Consider the following 17427-nt stretch of genomic DNA (forward strand, 5'->3'; position numbering starts at 1 on the left):
CCGGGCTTTTTTGTTGTGAACTGGCGTCATGAAAAGGTGCTGTCCTTCCAGCGCGAATGCAGAATTGGGTGCTTTTGTTCCTCCGACTGATATAACCACCAAGCGCCACTCCCCATTTCGAGTTACATCGAACCAAAGCGGAGCAGAGCTGCGCTAGAGGGTGCTTTTGCAAGCGTGTATGACCCGTTGATCCTGGCGGCTTTTGATCGAAAGATATTGCGGATGACCCCGAGTGAGGTAGTGGAAAAAGCGGAGACCCTTCGGGCGCAGGGATGTGTCGTGTTGCCGGGGTTGTTCCCGTTGAGTCAAGTCGAGTGGGCCAGGGCGTTGGTCTTGGGCAACCTTGGTTTTCTGAAGCAAACACGTCCCCATCCATCGGCGCGTCATCTTGCAGGTTTTCATCGGTATCCGGATCTGGAGCCGCTTCACACCTGGATCTCTGGAAACGCACAGATACTGGAAGTGCTGGGTGCGGCATCAGGCGCGGGAAGGCCGCGATCAATCGGTCTGAGCGACATCACCGTCAACCGATCACAAGCGTGGCATGTGGATTTGCTGAGGGGGAAATATCAGCATCACCTCACTACAGATTTGTGTTGGGGGGTCGACGGCGGCGGCGTGTACAAAGCGCTGGTGTACTTGCAGGCTGGCAAAAGCCTGAAGGTCGTACCCGGTGCCCATGTGGTTCCGCGTTCACTCGACAAGGACTCCGCCAGCGAGCCCGCTGACTCAGCGCTGATTCAGTCCCTCTTTGTGGAGGCAGGAGACGTGATCTTGATGGATATCAGGCTGCCACATTGCGGCTCTTCGGAGGAAGAGCTGGCCAGGACCGTGTACCTTGGGGGGGCTCAGAAAATCTTGCTCTCCACAGTGCTGGGTGCGCACCACCGGTCGCTGACAAGGGCAATGGAGATTGGTAATTTTGCAAGGCTGCAGGATTGGGATGCGGCGCATCCGTGAAACATGCCGAAGATCTCGCAGCTGCACCTGTTGGAGCGATTGGCACGGATGTTGATCGCCTGCGGTCTTCGGCCACTTCTGGGTGACGGGTGAGAAATGCTGTTGACCAGTATTTTTCTCAGCCCGTCAGGGCTGCCTGATGGGGAGCCCTTGCCACCGCTGATCCTTGAAAACATCCGGTCGTTCCGGAAGAGACATCCCCGAATCCCTCACAAGTTGTTTGGGCAGGCAGAGCTGACGGCATTCATCGAGCAAAAATTCTCTTCGGAGGTAGTGAACGCTTTTGTGCAGCTGAAGCCTTTGGCGTACAAGGCGGACTTGGCTCGTTACTGCGTCATGTATGAACATGGCGGTGTCTACGCAGATCTCTCGTATTATTTTTTGCGTTCACTGCCCGTTGACGCACATCGCGTAACCGTGTTCCGCGATTTCATGTGGTCGTCGCCGTGGGATACAAGCAATGGCGTGTTTTCCGCTCCCCCTAAACACAAGGTCTTCGAAGCTGCCATCCAGATGATCTGCGCTAACGTGCGTCGCGGCTACTATGGGAATACACCGCTGTGTCCCACGGGGCCAGCGCTTTTTGGCAAGGCGTTGGCCATGGTGTGCGAGCCCCAAGATCTTGTCACGGGTGTAGCGGGTATGGTCGGCAAAGACCTGGTCGCGAGAGCTGCCCGAGACATTGATCTCCCTACCGATGAAAAGGCGCATTGTTTGATCTTGCGTGATGGGATCGTTGCTGTCAAAAGAAAGCGGATGGGGTCGCCAGGTCTGTTGGACTTCGGGGTTGCCGGTGGTAGTGGGTATTCCGACCTGTGGCGACGGCGCGATATTTACGCCACCGATGTAGATGCGCCAGCTGGATTCGACGTTGGACGCAGTGCGCAGGATGAGGAGTTTCGCGACGACCATGGAGTGTCCATGCCTTGGAGTGTTGCCGACTGGTTCGACACCGCGCCCAGGGCGTCCCCTGGGCTCTTGCACCGACTGATCGCTAAGTTGCGGCGTTGAGTGAAGGAGGCTTGATATTTGCTCTCGCCTGCAGGTGGTTATGTGCGTGTCATTCGCGGTGTGCTCTGGTGCGGGGGGCGGATTCTGGGTCGCGGCACCTATCGGGCCAAAACGCGGGGGATCGCAAACTCATCGCTGTCGAGTGTGCCGAAATCCGACGAGGCGACTGTTGCTCCACGCCCGGATGGTCTTTGCCAGATTCGCGCGCGGTGTTGACGACACGTTACTCTGTAGCACAAATGCCATTCGAGAGAGGTAAATGCGCAGCGTTTGGATGCCGATTTCTAGTCGAGGGTAAAATGAAGTACTGTTTCATTGAATAAGAGCGAGAAAGGCAATCTGGTTATGACACCGCGAACTACATCGGAGATGTTGACCGGCCGTTGAGGCTGGCTGTTCGCGCCTGCACGAGATTGCACACACCTCCAAAAAGCGCGGACCTGTTCCGCGCTTTTTTGTTTCCTGGGCCTGGCGCGTGCCCGCACCCATTGCACTGATTGAAAAGAAAGAGTTACTCCCATGATTCACATCACGCTTCCTGACGGTTCGCAGCGCGAATTTCCGGGCCCTGTCACGGTGGCCGAAGTGGCTGCCTCTATTGGCTCGGGTCTGGCAAAAGCTGCTTTGGCGGGGAAGATCGGTGACAAGGTGGTAGACACCAGCTACCAGATCACGGCTGACAGCGCGCTGTCCATCGTCACTGCCAAGGATGCCGACGGTCTCGAGGTGATCCGGCACTCCACCGCGCACTTGTTGGCTTATGCCGTCAAGGAGCTGTTTCCTGATGCGCAGGTCACCATCGGTCCGGTGATCGAAAACGGTTTTTATTACGACTTTGCCTACAAGCGTCCCTTCACGCCCGAAGACCTGGTGGCCATCGAAAAGCGCATGGCCGAACTGGTATCCAAGGACGAGCCCGTGGTGCGCCGCGTGCTGCCGCGTGACGAGGCCGTGGCGTATTTCAAGGGCCTGGGTGAGCACTACAAGGCCGAAATCATTGCCAGCATCCCCAGCAACGAAGACGTGAGCCTGTACCGCGAAGGCAATTTCGAAGACCTGTGCCGCGGCCCCCACGTGCCCAGCACCGGCAAGCTCAAGTTCTTCAAACTCATGAAGGTGGCAGGCGCCTACTGGCGTGGCGATCATCGTAATGAGATGCTTCAGCGGGTCTATGGCACGGCCTGGGCCACCAAGGATGAGCTGCAGCAGTATTTGACGATGCTGGAGGAGGCAGAAAAGCGCGACCACCGCAAACTCGGCCGCGAGCTGGATCTGTTCCACATCGACGAACACTCGCCTGGCACAGTGTTCTGGCACCCCAAGGGCTGGACGGTGTGGCAGGAGGTGGAGCAGTACATGCGCCGCGTGTACCGCGACAACGGCTATCAGGAGGTCAAGGGGCCGCAGATCCTTGACCAGGGCCTGTGGGAGAAAACCGGGCACTGGGACAAATACCGCGAGAACATGTTTGTCACGGAGTCGGAAAAGCGCGACTACGCGCTCAAGCCGATGAACTGCCCTGGGCACATCATCATCTTCAAGCAAGGTATCAAGAGCTACCGTGACCTGCCTTTGCGGTTTGGCGAGTTCGGCCAATGCCACCGCAACGAGCCGACCGGGGGGCTGCACGGCATCATGCGCGTGCGTGCTTTCACACAGGACGACGGCCATATCTTCTGTACCGAAGACCAGATCCAGTCCGAAGTCGTGGCGTTCACCACGTTGCTGCAGAAGGTTTACAAGGACTTCGGGTTCACGGACATCATCTACAAGCTGTCCACACGGCCTGAGAAGCGAATCGGTAGCGAGGAAAGCTGGGACCGCGCCGAGAACGCATTGGCTGAGGGTTTAAGGGCATCCGGTTGCGAATTTGAATACCTGCCCGGAGAGGGCGCCTTTTACGGTCCCAAGATCGAGTACACGCTCAAGGACGCGCTGGGGCGCCCCTGGCAGTGCGGCACGATTCAGGTGGATCCGAATATGCCCGAGCGCCTGGACGCAGAGTTTGTGGGCGAAGATGGCGCCCGCCATCGGCCCATCATGCTGCATCGCGCCATCGTGGGTAGCTTGGAGCGCTTCATTGGCATTCTGATCGAGCAGCACGCGGGTGCCTTGCCTACATGGCTCGCTCCCGTGCAGGTTTCGGTGCTCAACATCACGGACGCTCAGTCCGATTACTGTCGTGAAATCGCAGCAAAACTGCAAAAAGCGCTGCCCAATCAAGGCCTTAGGGTGGCCCTGGATCTGCGCAATGAGAAGATTACGTATAAAATACGGGAGCATTCGATGCAAAAGCTGCCCTACATCCTCGTCGCAGGCGACAAGGAAAAGGCAGCCGGCGCCGTCGCAGTGCGAGCCCGGGGTAATCGTGATCTCGGCGTGATGTCTGTGGATGCGTTCATTGAATTGATCGCTAGTGACATCGCCAACAAAGCCTGATTTTGAACACAAAACTGCTTTGCCGCTCGCGGACTGTGCGGAAGTAGCTACTTTATTTGTAGCATTTTGATTCAAGGAAGATAGCCATCGCTACTGAATTTCGTGATCGTCGCCACCGGGAAGAGCGCAAGCACCGCCTGAACCGTGAAATCATGGCCCCGGAAGTCCGCCTGTCCGGGCCAGACAACGAGCCTTTGGGTGTTGTCAGCCTCATGGAGGCCTTGCGCATGGCCGGTGAGCTGGACGTGGATCTGGTGGAAATCGCCGCTACGGCGAATCCGCCGGTATGCCGCCTCATGGACTACGGCAAGTTCAAGTACCAAGAGCAAAAGCGTGCGGCAGAAGCCAAAGCCAAGCAGACGGTCATTGAGATCAAGGAAGTCAAGTTCCGCCCCGGGACGGACGATGGCGACTACAACATCAAGATGCGCAACATTCGCCGCTTTTTGGCGGATGGCGACAAGTGCAAGATCACGCTGCGGTTCCGCGGGCGTGAAATCACTCACCAGGAACTCGGGTTGGCTTTGCTGAACCGGATTCGTGACGAGTTGGCTGACAGCATCATCATTGAGCAGTTTCCTAAGTTGGAAGGCCGCCAGATGATCATGATGATTGCTCCGGGCAAGAAGAAGCCCGCGGCCAAGCCAGCGGCTGAAGGCGCGGCCCCAGCAACGGGTGCGGCGGCGTAGGTTTGCCAATCAGTGTCAGATTTTGAGCGCCACGCCCGAAGGGGCGGGGTGTTTGAAAAGGTGGGGCTTTCGAGCACTGCCGACCGGAAGGTGAAAGCCTTTCGATAAAAGTGGCTCGGGGCCAACAAGTTTGCAGATCGGTTTGCAAACGCCTCACGAGCACAACGAAAAAGGAGCATTCACATGCCCAAAATGAAGACCAAGAGCAGCGCGAAAAAACGTTTCCGCGTTCGTCCAGGTGGTACCGTCAAGCGCGGTCAAGCCTTCAAACGTCACATCTTGACCAAGAAGACCACCAAGAACAAGCGCCATCTGCGTGGTGCGGTTGCTGTGCACGAGACCAATATGGGCTCGATTTCACAGATGCTGCCCGGCATGGGCGTTTAATTTACTGACGAACAAGGAGTACATACATGCCTCGCGTCAAACGTGGTGTAACGGCCCGTGCCCGTCACAAGAAAGTTCTCGCCCTTGCCAAGGGTTTCCGTGGTCGCCGCGGTAACGTCTTCCGTATCGCCAAACAGGCGGTAATGAAGGCTGGGCAATATGCCTACCGTGACCGCCGCACCAAGAAGCGCGTGTTCCGCCAGTTGTGGATCGCCCGTATCAACGCCGCTGCCCGTGAACTGGGCCTGACCTACAGCCAGTTCGCCAACGGCCTGAAGAAGGCATCCATCGAGATCGACCGCAAGATGCTGGCCGACCTCGCAGTGCACGACAAGGCTGCCTTTGGCAGCATCGTGGAGCAAGTCAAGGCCAAGCTGGCTGCTTGAGTTCACGATGAGCGGCTATCGTTCTGATAGCTGCTTGCGCAATAACAGCAAGGGCTAGGGCTTGAAAAGGCACTAGCCCTTGTTCATTTTCAAGAGTCGATATGAACGAGTTGGATTCCCTGGTCGAGAGCGCGACGCAACTGTTTGCCCAAAGCGCAACCCCTGCTGACCTCGAAAACGCCAAGGCGCAGTTTCTGGGCAAGTCAGGTCGCGTGACCGAGCTCATGAAGGGCATGGCGCAGCTGTCCGTCGAGGAAAAGAAATCCCGCGGCGCAGCCATCAACGTTGCCAAGCAGGCCATCGAGGCTGCGCTGACCGCTCGCCGCCAAGCTCTGGCCGATGCCGAACTTCAATTGCAGCTCAAGGCCGAAGCACTGGACGTGAGCCTGCCAGGCCGCCAGCGCGGGCAGGGTGGCTTGCATCCGGTGTCGCTCACGCTTGAACGCATCCAGGGCATCTTCGGTTCCATGGGTTTTGACGTCGCCGAAGGTCCTGAGATCGAGACCGACTGGTTCAACTTCACTGCACTGAATACGCCGGAAGACCATCCTGCGCGGTCCATGCATGACACGTTCTATGTGGAGGGCGGCACTGCCACCGCCCCCAACCTGCTGCGCACACACACCAGCCCCATGCAGATCCGCCATGCGGTCCAGCATGTCAAAAAGCACCGGGCTGCGCTCGATGCCGGTCAGGCGATGCCCGAGATCCGCGTCATTGCCCCCGGCCGTACCTACCGCGTGGACAGCGACGCTACGCACTCGCCCATGTTTCACCAGTGCGAAGGTCTCTGGATTGGTGAGAACGTGAGTTTCAAGGACCTGAAAGTCATCTTCACGGATTTCTGCCGCACGTTCTTCGAGAGCGACGATCTCGTGCTGCGCTTCCGTCCCAGTTTCTTCCCGTTCACAGAGCCCAGCGCCGAGATCGATATCCAGTTCCAGACGGGCCCGCTGGCAGGCCGTTGGCTCGAAGTGGCGGGCTCGGGCCAGGTGCACCCCAACGTGGTGCGCAATATGGGTCTTGACCCTGAGAAGTACATCGGCTTTGCATTCGGCATGGGACCCGACCGCCTGACCATGCTGCGCTATGGCGTCAATGACCTGCGCCTGTTCTTTGACGGCGACATCCGCTTCCTGTCGCAGTTCCAGTAAAGCCCGCCGACTTCGCGCCGTGCGCGTGCCCTGTGGCCGTGCTGCGCACCTTCCGTACAAGAGTGTCCGACTATGCAATTTCCTGAATCCTGGTTGCGTGAGTTCTGCAACCCCCCTTTGACGACGGCCGAGCTGGCCGAAACGCTGACGATGGCCGGCCTCGAGGTGGAGGAGCTGCGCCCCGTGGCCCCGCCTTTCACCAAGATCGTGGTGGGTGAGATCAAGGAGGCGGTACAGCACCCAGACGCCGACCGCCTGCGTGTGTGCCAGGTGGACGTGGGGCAGGACGCCCTGCTGAACATCGTTTGTGGTGCGCCCAATGCCCGCGTGGGTATCAAGGTGCCTTGCGCACTGGTGGGTGCCGAGCTCTCGCCGGGTGACGATGGCAAACCTTTCCTCATCAAGGTGGGCAAACTGCGCGGTGTGGAAAGCCAAGGCATGTTGTGCTCCGCCCGTGAGCTCAAACTGTCAGAGGACCATGGAGGCCTGCTGGAGCTGGATGCCTCAGCCCCCGTGGGCCAGGACATCCGCGAACACCTGAACCTGGATGACACTCTGTTCACGCTCAAGCTCACGCCCAATCTTGCGCATTGCCTGAGCGTCTATGGCATCGCGCGAGAAGTGTCCGCATTGACGGGTACGCCGCTGAAAAATACATCGTTCCCTGCCGTGGCCGCAAAGCTGACGGACAAATTGCCCGTCAAAGTGAGCGCGCCTGACCTGTGTGGCCGTTTCTCCGGCCGTATCGTGCACAACGTGAATACGCGGGCTGCCACGCCTCAGTGGATGCTCGATCGCCTGGCACGCTGTGGCCAGCGTGGTGTGTCGCCGCTGGTAGACATTTCCAACTATGTGATGTTTGAGTTGGGACGTCCTTCGCACATTTTTGATCTGGACAAGATCCATGGTGGCCTGGACGTGCGCTGGGGAAAGCCGGGTGAGCAGCTGAAGCTGCTCAATGGCAACACCATCACGGTGGATGACAAGGTGGGCGTGATCGCCGATGACAGCCAGGTGGAATCGCTGGCGGGCATCATGGGCGGAGACGCCACGGCGGTGTCTGATGAAACCCGGCACATCTATATCGAGGCGGCTTTCTGGTGGCCCAAGGCGGTGGCAGGCCGTTCGCGCCGCTTCAACTTCTCGACGGATGCCGGCCATCGTTTTGAGCGCGGCGTGGATCCGAGCCTGACGGTGGAGCACATCGAGCGCATTACCCAACTCGTCATCGATATCTGCGGTACGGCCGATACAGCATGCGGCCCTATGGACGACCAAGTGGTGAACTTGCCAGTGCCACAGCCTGTCACGCTGCGCGTGGCGCGTGCTGCCAAGGTCATCGGCATGCCGCTGACGCAGGTGCAATGCGCCGACGCGCTGACCCGCCTGGGCCTGCCGGTGGTGCAGGGCGACGGTGCGCTCACGGTCACGCCGCCGTCGTTCCGTTTCGATATCACCATCGAGGAAGACCTGATCGAAGAAGTGGCCCGTATGGTGGGCTACAACAACCTTCCGACCACTCCACCGCTGGCACCCATTACGCCCAAGCTAGCGCTCGAGGCCACGCGCAGCCCGTTTGCGGTGCGCCGTTCGCTGGCAGCCCTGGGGTATCAGGAAACGATCAATTTCAGCTTTGTGGAAGAGCGTTGGGAGCACGAGTTGGCCGCCAACCCGCAACCCATCAAGCTGCTCAATCCGATCGCAAGTCAGATGAGCGTGATGCGCTCGACTTTATTGGGTTCTCTGCTACAAGTTTTGAAGTTCAACCTGGACCGCAAGGCCGAGCGGGTGCGCGTCTTCGAACTGGGCCGTGTGTTCCTGCGCGACGGCGGCGTGCGCAACACCGACACCACGGTCGAAGGCTTTCACCAGCCCATGCGCGTGTCGGGACTGGCGTATGGTCCGAACGACATGCTGCAGTGGGGGCGCATGGATCAGGCCATCGACTTCTTTGATGTGAAGGGGGACGTGGAAGCGCTTCTGGCCCCCCTGCGCGCAACGTTCGAGCCCGGCACCCACCCTGCCATGCACCCTGGCCGTTGCGCCCGCGTGCTGGTCGATGGGCGTGCTATTGGCTTCGTGGGCGAATTGCATCCACAGTGGCGCCAGTCGTGGGACCTGCCTCAGGCACCTGTGATGTTCGAACTGGAGCTTGACGCCGTGCTGCAGCGTGTGGTGCCTCAGTTCAAGCCGGTGACCAAACACCAGGCTGTCGAGCGCGATTTGGCCGTGGTGGTGGCAGAGCGCGTGACGCACGCCGACATCATGGGTGCGGTAGAGCAGGCCGTTCCGGGTGGCATGCTCCGCTCTGCCGTGCTGTTTGACGTGTATCGGCCCAAGGCGCTGCGGGCGGGCGAAGAGGCGCCTGCGGGTGGCTTGGCCCCCGGCGAGAAGAGCCTGGCCGTGCGCCTCACTCTGGGGCGCGATGAAGCCACGCTCACCGAGGCAGAAATCGACGCAGCGATGCAATCCGTGATCACTCAGTTGACGCAGCGCACGGGCGCCCGTCTGCGGGTGTGATGATGTCCAAGGGGAGTGACGAGCCATGATCGAATTCGCAGTTGAAAGCCTGGAAACACCGGCACTGACCAAGGCGCAGTTGGCGGATCTGTTGTTCGATCAGATCGGCTTGAACAAGCGCGAGTCCAAGGACATGATCGATGCCTTCTTCGACTTGATTGCCCAAAGCCTTGTCGAAGGCAAGGACGTGAAGCTTTCGGGGTTTGGTAACTTTCAGATCCGGACCAAGGCTCCCCGTCCCGGGCGCAATCCCCGCACGGGCGAGGCCATACCCATCAAGGCGCGTCGCGTGGTGACTTTCCATGCCAGCAGCAAGCTCAAGGAGCAGATTCAGACGGCCGCTGTTGCGTGAGTTTGTGCTGTTTTTGTTGCCAAGATGTTCTTGGTGGCTGGCGGTGCAGGCTGGTCTGCAGTACGCTTGAAAGCTTTCCCGTTTGAACACGCAGCCATGGGCACCACCCTCCCTTCCATTCCCGCCAAGCGATACTTCACGATTGGTGAGGTTGCGGAGCTGTGCGGCGTCAAACCGCATGTTTTGCGTTACTGGGAGCAGGAGTTCACGCAGCTGCGGCCCATGAAGCGGCGTGGCAACCGGCGTTATTACCAGCACCATGAGGTGCTGATGATTCGCCGCATCCGTGATCTGCTGTACGACCAGGGCTTCACCATCAGTGGAGCGCGCAATCGCCTGCAAGAGCTTGCACATGCTGCGCGAGAAGTTGTTGGGTCGGACGAGGCTTCTCTGCCGCAGGACGCAGAGCCACCCAGCATGCTGGTGGACAGCGCGCGCGACCTTTCCATCGTTGCTGCGGGCTTCTCCCTGGACTCCAACGCAGTGCGCCAAGAATTATTTGAAATTCGTGCGCTACTTTCTCTGAACTGAGCTTTTTTCTGCATATAATCTAAGTCTTGTCGGCGTGTAGCGCAGCCTGGTAGCGCACTTGCATGGGGTGCAAGGGGTCGCGAGTTCGAATCCCGCCACGCCGACCATTGATAGCAAAAGCCCAGAGCCGAAAGGTTCTGGGCTTTTTTGCTTTTCTCCTCCGCTGGTTTTAACGGCGTCAGCGTTGCGGTTCGGTGGTGGCGCATCGCTCCATGCACACACTGTGCTTGCGTGCCGTGCGTGCGGCGACGTCAGGCGCCCTTGCCGGTGACATTGGCCATGCAGTGATTGCGGGGCCTGGGAGGGGCGCAACAACACGCCCACGATGGGCATGGAGACCTTCATGATTGATGGCTTGGTAGCCGGACGGCTTTACGGTGAGGCGGAGCGCCGCACGGACAAAGCGGGCAAGGCCTACACACTGGCGAAGGTGAGAGCCAGCACGGCAGAGGGCGAAGTGCTTTTCATCAACGTCATCGCCTTTGACGAGGGTCTCTGCGCGTCGCTTCACCAGTTGCGCGACGGTGATTCGGTGGCGCTTTCCGGCAGCTTGAATCCTCGTGTCTGGACGGACAAACAAGGCAACGCGAGGCCCGCGCTGGATATGGTGGCACACCGGTTGATCAGCCTGCCGCTCTCTGGCATCGAGCAGTAGGCATATGCGGCGCAAGCTGTGTCACGGGATGACAGGCGGAGCAGGGCGCGCCCACAAGCGCACCCGGACCAGGCGCTGTACCTAGCCTGTCTTGCGAGGGCTGCCTTTGGGCGTGGGCGCGAAGCCCAATGCCTTGAGCTCATCCTCGCTCATGTGTAGCTCTGTCAATTCGGGCTGGCGCGCCTCGATGGCTCGGCGCCGCTCGAAATTGGTGGGAGGACCTTTTTCTTCCTGGCGGCGATCCTTGCCAGTGCGGCGGTCCATGCTGCCTCTGCGTTCGACACTCATGATGGTGCTGGTAGTGGAGGTGTGAGACTTTGGTGTGCGGTCTGTTGCCAGTTGACCAAGCAACCTGTGGTGGCAAGCTGAAGCGCACAGTCTGCATCAGTTGCCGATGTTTGCAAACACCTAAGCTGCCATCTGGCGGATGCAACACACGCGCGACACCATTGTTGACGATGGCGGTGGCCGCACCAAGTGGCGGCGCTTCCAGTTGGCAACGCTGTATCGCATGTCCCGGCAGTGGGTTGATCTGCGCCACCCATTGGCCGCACTGCCTGTTCTTGTTGTCCAGCGGTGGGCTGGGTTGTTGCTCTGGAGCGGCCAATGAAAAAGCCCTGACTCTTGCGAATCAGGGCTCTTCATTTGGTGCCGGAGAGATGAATCGAACACCCGACCTTCTCATTACGAATGAGCTGCTCTACCGACTGAGCTACACCGGCTTAGCCTTGGATTATAGCGTGGAATGGTAGCTGGTCACGCGCTCAACCTCATTTTTTGAGCCGAGGATCACGCTGACGCGCTCATGAAGCTGGGTGGGCTGGATGTCGAGGATGCGTTGCTTGCCATTGGTGGCAGCGCCACCGGCTTGTTCTACCAGCCAGCCCATGGGGTTGGCCTCGTACATCAGGCGCAGCTTGCCGGGCTTGTTGGGCTCGCGTTTGTCCCACGGGTACATGAAGACGCCACCACGGGTCAGTATGCGGTGCACGTCGGCCACCATGCTGGCGATCCAGCGCATGTTGAAGTCCTTGCCGCGCGGGCCTTCCTTGCCCTGCAGGCATTCGTCGATGTAGCGCTTCACGGGCTCGTCCCAGTGGCGCATGTTGCTCATGTTGATCGCGAATTCTTTGGTGTCCTCGGGGATGCGCACGTTCTCCTCGGTCAGCACGAAGGAGCCCTGTTCGCGGTCGAGCGTGAACATGGCTACGCCATCGCCCACGGTGAGCACCAGGGTGGTCTGCGGGCCGTAGATGCAGTAGCCCGCTGCCACTTGCTGGGTGCCGGGCTGCAGGAAGTCGCCTTCCTCCACGCCGCGATCACCATCGGGCTTTTTCAGCACGCTGAAGATGGTGCCGATGCTCACGTTCACATCGATGTTGCTGGAGCCATCGAGGGGATCGAACAGCAGCAAGTATTCGCCCTGGGGGTAGCGGTTGGGCACCAGGTAGATGCCATCCATTTCTTCAGACGCCATCGCCGCCAGGTGGCCGCCCCATTCGTTGGCCTCGATCAGCACCTCGTTGGCGATGATGTCGAGCTTTTTCTGGATCTCGCCCTGCACGTTTTCACTGCTGGCCGTGCCCAGCACGCCACCCAGTGCGCCCTTGTTCACGGCGTGGCTGATGCTTTTGCAGGCGCGAGCCACCACTTCCAGCAGCAGGCGCAGTTGCGAGGGAATGAGTCCGTCCACCCGTTGTTGTTCAACAAGGTAGCGGGTCAGGCTGATGCTTTTTGCCATGTCAGTCTCTTCTCGGTCGTGGTTTATTCGGCGAGTGCGCGGGTCACTACCTCGCGCACATCGTTGGACAGATCAGGCTTGGCGGCCACGCGAGCAATGGCCTCGCGCGCGGCGCTGCGCCAGGGGTCCGCCAGCTTCTTCCAGCGGTCGAGCGCGCGCGCGAGGCGGGCCGCAACCTGCGGGTTGATGGCGTCCAGCTCGATCACGCGGTCGCTCCAGAACACGTAGCCCGCAGCGTCCGACCGGTGGAACGCACCGGGGTTGGCGCTGCAGTAGCTGAAGATCACGCTGCGCGCCCGGTTGGGGTTCTTCAGGCTGAAGTCCGGGTGCTGCATGAGCTGGCGCACGGCGGGCAAGACGTTGCCGCCACGGTCGGGCGCACCCGCTTGCAGTGCAAACCACTTGTCGATGACCAGGGGCTCGTCCTTGAACAGTGCATGGAAGCGGGCGAGGGCGGGTGTGGCCAGTTCGCTGCCGCTGGCCACCAGGGCCGTGAGGGCGTTGAACCGGTCGGTCATGTTGCCCGCGACCTTGAAGCGCTGGTACGCCTTGCCAGGCCAGACCACATCGCCTGTCTTTCGCGCGGCAATGCACAGCATGTGCAGCGCAAGGCCACTGAGTGCGCGGCGGCCGGAGGAGACGGGGTCGGGGCGATAGCCGCCGGTGTCCTGGTTCTGTTCCCAGACGGTTTCCCAGTCGGCCTGCAGCGCCAGCGCCAGTTCCTCGCGCATGGCTTCACGCACTGCGTGGATGCGCTGCGGGTCCACCACATCCAGTTGCTCGGCGATGTACGTCTCGGAGGGCAGCGTGAGCACCAGCTCCTTGAACGCAGCGTCCAGGGCCGGGTTGCGCAGCACGCTGCGCATCGCCTCTACAAACGCTGTCGACAGAATGGTTTGCTCAAATCGGCCGGTAGCGCCGGTTGTATATGCTTCATTAGCTATTGTATTAATAGCAATTCGCAATGCCAGGCGCTGTCCAGCTTCCCAGCGGTTGAAAGCGTCGGCGTCGTGCGCCAGCAGCGTGAGCAACTGCGCGTCTGTGTAGTCGATGTCCAGCACCACGGGAGCACTGAACCCGCGCAGCAGCGATGGCACAGGCTCGCTGTCCAGGTTGGTGAAGGTGAGGGTCTGCGATGCCTCGGTGAGCACGACCACGCGCGAGGTGGTGTGGGCTGCGCCTTCTGCAGCGCCTTCACCTGCGAGGTGCAAGGGCAGGGCGGCACCGGTGGTGGCATCGATCAGGCCCAGCTCGACCGGGATGACGAAGGGCAACTTCTCGCTTTGGCCGGGCGTAGGGGCGCAGCTTTGCGACAGCGTGAGTGCATAGCAGCGCGTGGCAGCGTCGTAGCGGCCCGTGGCGCGCACGCGGGGCGTGCCGGCCTGGCTGTACCAGCGCTTGAACTGCCCAAGGTGCTGCGTGAGCGGACTGCCCGGGTTGGCATCGGCTATTGATTGCACGAAGTCGTCGCAGGTCACGGCCTGGCCGTCGTGGCGCTCGAAGTACAGCTTCATGCCCTTGGCAAAGCCTTCGCGGCCCACCAGGTTGTGCTGCATGCGCACCACTTCCGCACCCTTTTCGTAGATGGTGACGGTATAGAAGTTGTTGATCTCGACGTAGCTGTCGGGCCGCACCGGGTGGGCCATAGGGCCAGCGTCCTCGGGGAACTGGGCGGTGCGCAGCACGCGCACATCCTCGATGCGCTTGACGGCGCGGGCGGAGGGGCTGCCCGCGAGGTCCATGCTGAATTCCTGGTCGCGGAAGACCGTGAGGCCTTCCTTCAGGCTGAGCTGGAACCAGTCGCGGCAGGTCACGCGGTTGCCCGTCCAGTTGTGGAAGTACTCGTGGCCGACCACGCTTTCGATGTTGGCGAAGTCGGTGTCGGTGGCCGTGGATTCGCTGGCCAGAACGTACTTCGTGTTGAAAATGTTCAGGCCCTTGTTCTCCATGGCGCCCATGTTGAAGTCGCTGGTGGCGACGATCATGAAGCGCTCCAGGTCCAGCGGCAGGCCGAAGCGGGCTTCGTCCCAGGCCACGCTGTACATCAGCGAGTTCATGGCGTGTTCGGTCTTGCCCAGATCGCCGGGGCGCACGTACACCTGCAGCAGGTGGTCGGTGCCCGAGCGGCTCTTGATCTTCTGCTCGCGGGCCACCAGCTTGCCTGCCACCAGGGCGAACAGGTAGCAGGGCTTCTTGTGCGGGTCCACCCACTTGGCAAAGTGGCGGCCGTCTTCCAGGTCGCCGCTGTCCACCAGATTGCCGTTGGACAGCAGCACCGGGTACTGGGCCTTGTCGGCGCGCAGTGTGACGGTGTAGCTGGCCATCACGTCCGGGCGGTCCAGGAAGTAGGTGATGCGGCGAAAGCCCTCGGCCTCGCACTGCGTGAAGAAGGTGCCCTGGCTCACATACAGGCCCATGAGCTGCGTGTTCTTGGCGGGGCAGCAGGTGGTGAAGATTTCGAGCGCAAAGGGCTCGGAGCCTTCTGGCAGGTTCTCCAGCACCAGGCGGGTGCCTTCCATCTTGAACGAGGTGCCCTGGCCGTTGACCAGCACACGTGCCAGGTTCAGGTCATCGCCATCGAGCTTGAGCGGCTGCACCGCCACGTCGGGGTTGCGCCGCAGCGTCATGCGGTTGAGCACGCGCGTCTTGTTCGGGTCCAGGTCGAAGGTCAGCTCGACGCTGTCGATCCAGTAGGCGGGGGCGGTGTAGTCCTCGCGGCGGATGGCGATGGCCGGGGCCGCGCCGTCTCCGCTTCCGTCGGCTTTATGCAGTTGCAACATGGATGCTCTCCAGAAAGTCGGTGTTCATGAGTTCGGTGTAGTCGCGCACGGCGGCCAGCACATGGGGCCCGGCCAGTTGTTCGGGCGTGTGGGTGCTGCAGATGGCCACGGCACGCATGCCCGCGCGGCGCGCTGCCTCGATGCCGAAAGGCGCGTCTTCAAAGACGATGCAATGCTCGGGGGCTGCCGCGATGCGGCGTGCCGCCTCCAGGAAGATCGCGGGCTGGGGCTTGCCGGGCAGGCCCTCATCGCCACGCACGATGGCCTGGGGCGCGGGTTCCAGGCCCAGGTGGCCCAGTGCGAATTCCACGTTGCCGATGTCACCCGCGGTGCCCACCGCCACCTTGAGACCACGCGCGCGCACCTGGGCCGCAAACTGGCGAAAGCCCGCCACTTCGGAGAAACGCGGGGCAAACAGCTCGCGGTAGATGGTTTCTTTTTCGTGCGTGAGCGCGTCGGCCTCGTCCTGCGACACGGGGCGCCCCAGCAGTTCCACGATGCACTCGGTGCCATTGCGGCCCGTGGTGCGGGCCATGAGGTCGGGCACGTCGATGTCCATGCCCCGGCGGCGTGCGAACTCGACCCACGCCTGGGCGTGCCAGGGCATGGAGTCGATCATGGTGCCGTCCATGTCGAAGATGATGGCGTCGGTGCGCATCCGCATCGCTCAGACGCCTTGCTTCAACGAAGCTTCGATGAAAGCGTCCAGGTCGCCGTCCAGCACCTTTTGCGTGGCCGAGATTTCAACGTTGGTGCGCAGGTCCTTGATGCGGCTGTTGTCCAGCACGTAGCTGCGGATCTGGTGTCCCCAGCCCACGTCGGTCTTGGTGTCTTCCAGTTTCTGTTGCTCTTCCATGCGCTTGCGCATCTCGAAGTCGTACAGGCGGCTGCGCAGGCGCTGCCATGCCACGTCGCGGTTGCTGTGCTGGCTGCGACCGTCCTGGCACTGCACCACGATGCCGGTGGGGATGTGCGTGAGTCGCACGGCCGAGTCGGTCTTGTTGATGTGCTGACCGCCCGCGCCGGAGGCTCGGAAGGTGTCGGTGCGCACGTCGGCAGGGTTGATGTTGATCTCGATGGAGTCGTCGATTTCGGGGTACACGAACAGCGAGGCGAACGATGTGTGGCGGCCGCCGGAACTGTCGAACGGGCTCTTGCGCACCAGGCGGTGCACACCGGTTTCGGTGCGCAGCAGGCCGAAGGCGTACTCACCCTCGATCTTGATCGTGGCGCTCTTGATGCCGGCCACGTCGCCCGGGGTTTCTTCTTCGACCGTGGCCTTGAAGCCCTTGCGTTCGGCGTACTTGAGGTACTGGCGCAGCAGCATGCTGGCCCAGTCGCAGGCTTCCGTGCCGCCAGCGCCTGCCTGGATGTCCACAAAGCAGTTGAGCGGATCCGCCTCGTTGCGGAACATGCGGCGGAACTCCAGCTCTTCCACCGCTGCGCGCATCGTGGCGGCTTCCGACTCGATGGTCAAAAGGCCGGCTTCATCGCCTTCCTCTTTGCTCATCTCATACAGCTCGGCGTTGTCGGCCAGATCGCGGGTGAGCTTGTCCAGCGTGACGACCACGCTGGAGAGCGACTTTTGTTCCTTGCCCAGCTCCTGGGCCTTCTTGGGGTCGTTCCAGACGGAGGGGTCTTCCAGCGATGCGTTTACCGTGCGCAGGCGTTCAAATTTGGCATCGAAGTCAAAGATACCTCCGTAACTCTTGCGTGCGCAGAGCCAGGTCGCTGAGGGTGGTGCCGATGAGGTTGATGCGTTCTGCGTCCATGATTCTTGTCCTGCGTGTTCTGTGGAATAACCCGCGATTTTCTCATGGGA

16 protein-coding genes and 2 tRNA genes are annotated in these 17427 nt (G+C 60.8%); 12 read left to right on the forward strand and 6 right to left on the reverse strand.

Features of this window, described 5'->3' with window-relative positions; genetic code table 11:
• Nucleotides 1-174: 174 nt before the first annotated feature.
• From IB236_RS19745 to IB236_RS19800, 12 genes are all read left to right on the forward strand, one after another.
• Nucleotides 175-960, forward strand: coding sequence for a hypothetical protein (locus IB236_RS19745; RefSeq protein ID WP_192421893.1), 786 nt, complete (start codon nt 175-177; stop codon nt 958-960).
• A gap of 96 nt (nt 961-1056) precedes the next feature.
• On the forward strand, nt 1057-1971 hold the full coding sequence (locus tag IB236_RS19750; protein WP_192421894.1) for a glycosyltransferase family 32 protein: 915 nt from the start codon (nt 1057-1059) through the stop codon (nt 1969-1971).
• 519 nt (nt 1972-2490) lie between these two features.
• Nucleotides 2491-4410: a threonine--tRNA ligase gene (thrS, locus tag IB236_RS19755; protein ID WP_192421895.1), complete on the forward strand. Its 1920-nt coding sequence runs from the start codon at nt 2491-2493 to the stop codon at nt 4408-4410.
• An 80-nt stretch (nt 4411-4490) separates the two neighbouring features.
• Complete coding sequence (infC, locus tag IB236_RS19760; protein ID WP_082522461.1) at nt 4491-5099, forward strand: translation initiation factor IF-3; 609 nt, start codon at nt 4491-4493, stop codon at nt 5097-5099.
• A gap of 183 nt (nt 5100-5282) precedes the next feature.
• Complete coding sequence (rpmI, locus tag IB236_RS19765) at nt 5283-5486, forward strand: 50S ribosomal protein L35 (RefSeq protein WP_008904041.1); 204 nt, start codon at nt 5283-5285, stop codon at nt 5484-5486.
• Nucleotides 5487-5512: 26 nt separating this feature from the next.
• Nucleotides 5513-5872: a 50S ribosomal protein L20 gene (gene rplT, locus IB236_RS19770; RefSeq protein ID WP_005795139.1), complete on the forward strand. Its 360-nt coding sequence runs from the start codon at nt 5513-5515 to the stop codon at nt 5870-5872.
• 101 nt (nt 5873-5973) lie between these two features.
• Complete coding sequence (pheS, locus tag IB236_RS19775; RefSeq protein WP_056063795.1) at nt 5974-7026, forward strand: phenylalanine--tRNA ligase subunit alpha; 1053 nt, start codon at nt 5974-5976, stop codon at nt 7024-7026.
• A gap of 72 nt (nt 7027-7098) precedes the next feature.
• Nucleotides 7099-9546 (forward strand): phenylalanine--tRNA ligase subunit beta, encoded by a 2448-nt coding sequence (gene pheT, locus IB236_RS19780; protein ID WP_192421896.1) that lies wholly within the window; start codon nt 7099-7101, stop codon nt 9544-9546.
• 25 nt (nt 9547-9571) lie between these two features.
• A complete protein-coding gene (locus IB236_RS19785; RefSeq protein WP_056063789.1) occupies nt 9572-9898 on the forward strand; it encodes an integration host factor subunit alpha in 327 nt (108 codons plus the stop codon).
• 96 nt (nt 9899-9994) lie between these two features.
• Entirely contained in the window at nt 9995-10429 is a 435-nt protein-coding gene (locus IB236_RS19790) for a MerR family transcriptional regulator (protein ID WP_056746443.1), read from the forward strand.
• A 30-nt stretch (nt 10430-10459) separates the two neighbouring features.
• Nucleotides 10460-10536 (forward strand) — tRNA-Pro (locus tag IB236_RS19795).
• A gap of 236 nt (nt 10537-10772) precedes the next feature.
• A complete protein-coding gene (locus tag IB236_RS19800; protein ID WP_056746726.1) occupies nt 10773-11084 on the forward strand; it encodes a single-stranded DNA-binding protein in 312 nt (103 codons plus the stop codon).
• Between the two features lie 81 nt (nt 11085-11165).
• On the opposite strand, the gene IB236_RS19805 is transcribed toward IB236_RS19800, so the two are convergent.
• From IB236_RS19805 to prfB, 6 genes are all read right to left on the reverse strand, one after another.
• A complete protein-coding gene (locus IB236_RS19805) occupies nt 11166-11372 on the reverse strand; it encodes a hypothetical protein (RefSeq protein ID WP_225581271.1) in 207 nt (68 codons plus the stop codon).
• 358 nt (nt 11373-11730) lie between these two features.
• Nucleotides 11731-11806: transfer RNA gene (locus tag IB236_RS19810), tRNA-Thr, on the reverse strand.
• Between the two features lie 11 nt (nt 11807-11817).
• Nucleotides 11818-12825, reverse strand: a complete 1008-nt coding sequence (locus tag IB236_RS19815) for a class 1 fructose-bisphosphatase (protein WP_056063775.1) — start codon at nt 12823-12825, stop codon at nt 11818-11820.
• Between the two features lie 23 nt (nt 12826-12848).
• On the reverse strand, nt 12849-15605 hold the full coding sequence (pepN, locus tag IB236_RS19820) for an aminopeptidase N (protein ID WP_192421897.1): 2757 nt from the start codon (nt 15603-15605) through the stop codon (nt 12849-12851).
• Nucleotides 15589-16263 (reverse strand): HAD family phosphatase, encoded by a 675-nt coding sequence (locus IB236_RS19825; RefSeq protein WP_056746407.1) that lies wholly within the window; start codon nt 16261-16263, stop codon nt 15589-15591. The genes pepN and IB236_RS19825 overlap by 17 nt, the downstream gene beginning before the upstream one ends.
• Nucleotides 16264-16272: 9 nt before the next feature.
• Nucleotides 16273-17377 (reverse strand): peptide chain release factor 2 gene (prfB, locus tag IB236_RS19830; protein ID WP_099730502.1). Its coding sequence is split into 2 segments (ribosomal slippage): nt 16273-17295 and nt 17297-17377, totalling 1104 coding nucleotides; the frame shifts between segments, so codons are not numbered across the junction.
• Between the last annotated feature and the right edge of the window lie 50 nt (nt 17378-17427).

The sequence above is a fragment of the Acidovorax sp. ACV02 genome, assembly GCF_014851475.1.
GTDB lineage: Bacteria > Pseudomonadota > Gammaproteobacteria > Burkholderiales > Burkholderiaceae_C > Acidovorax > Acidovorax delafieldii.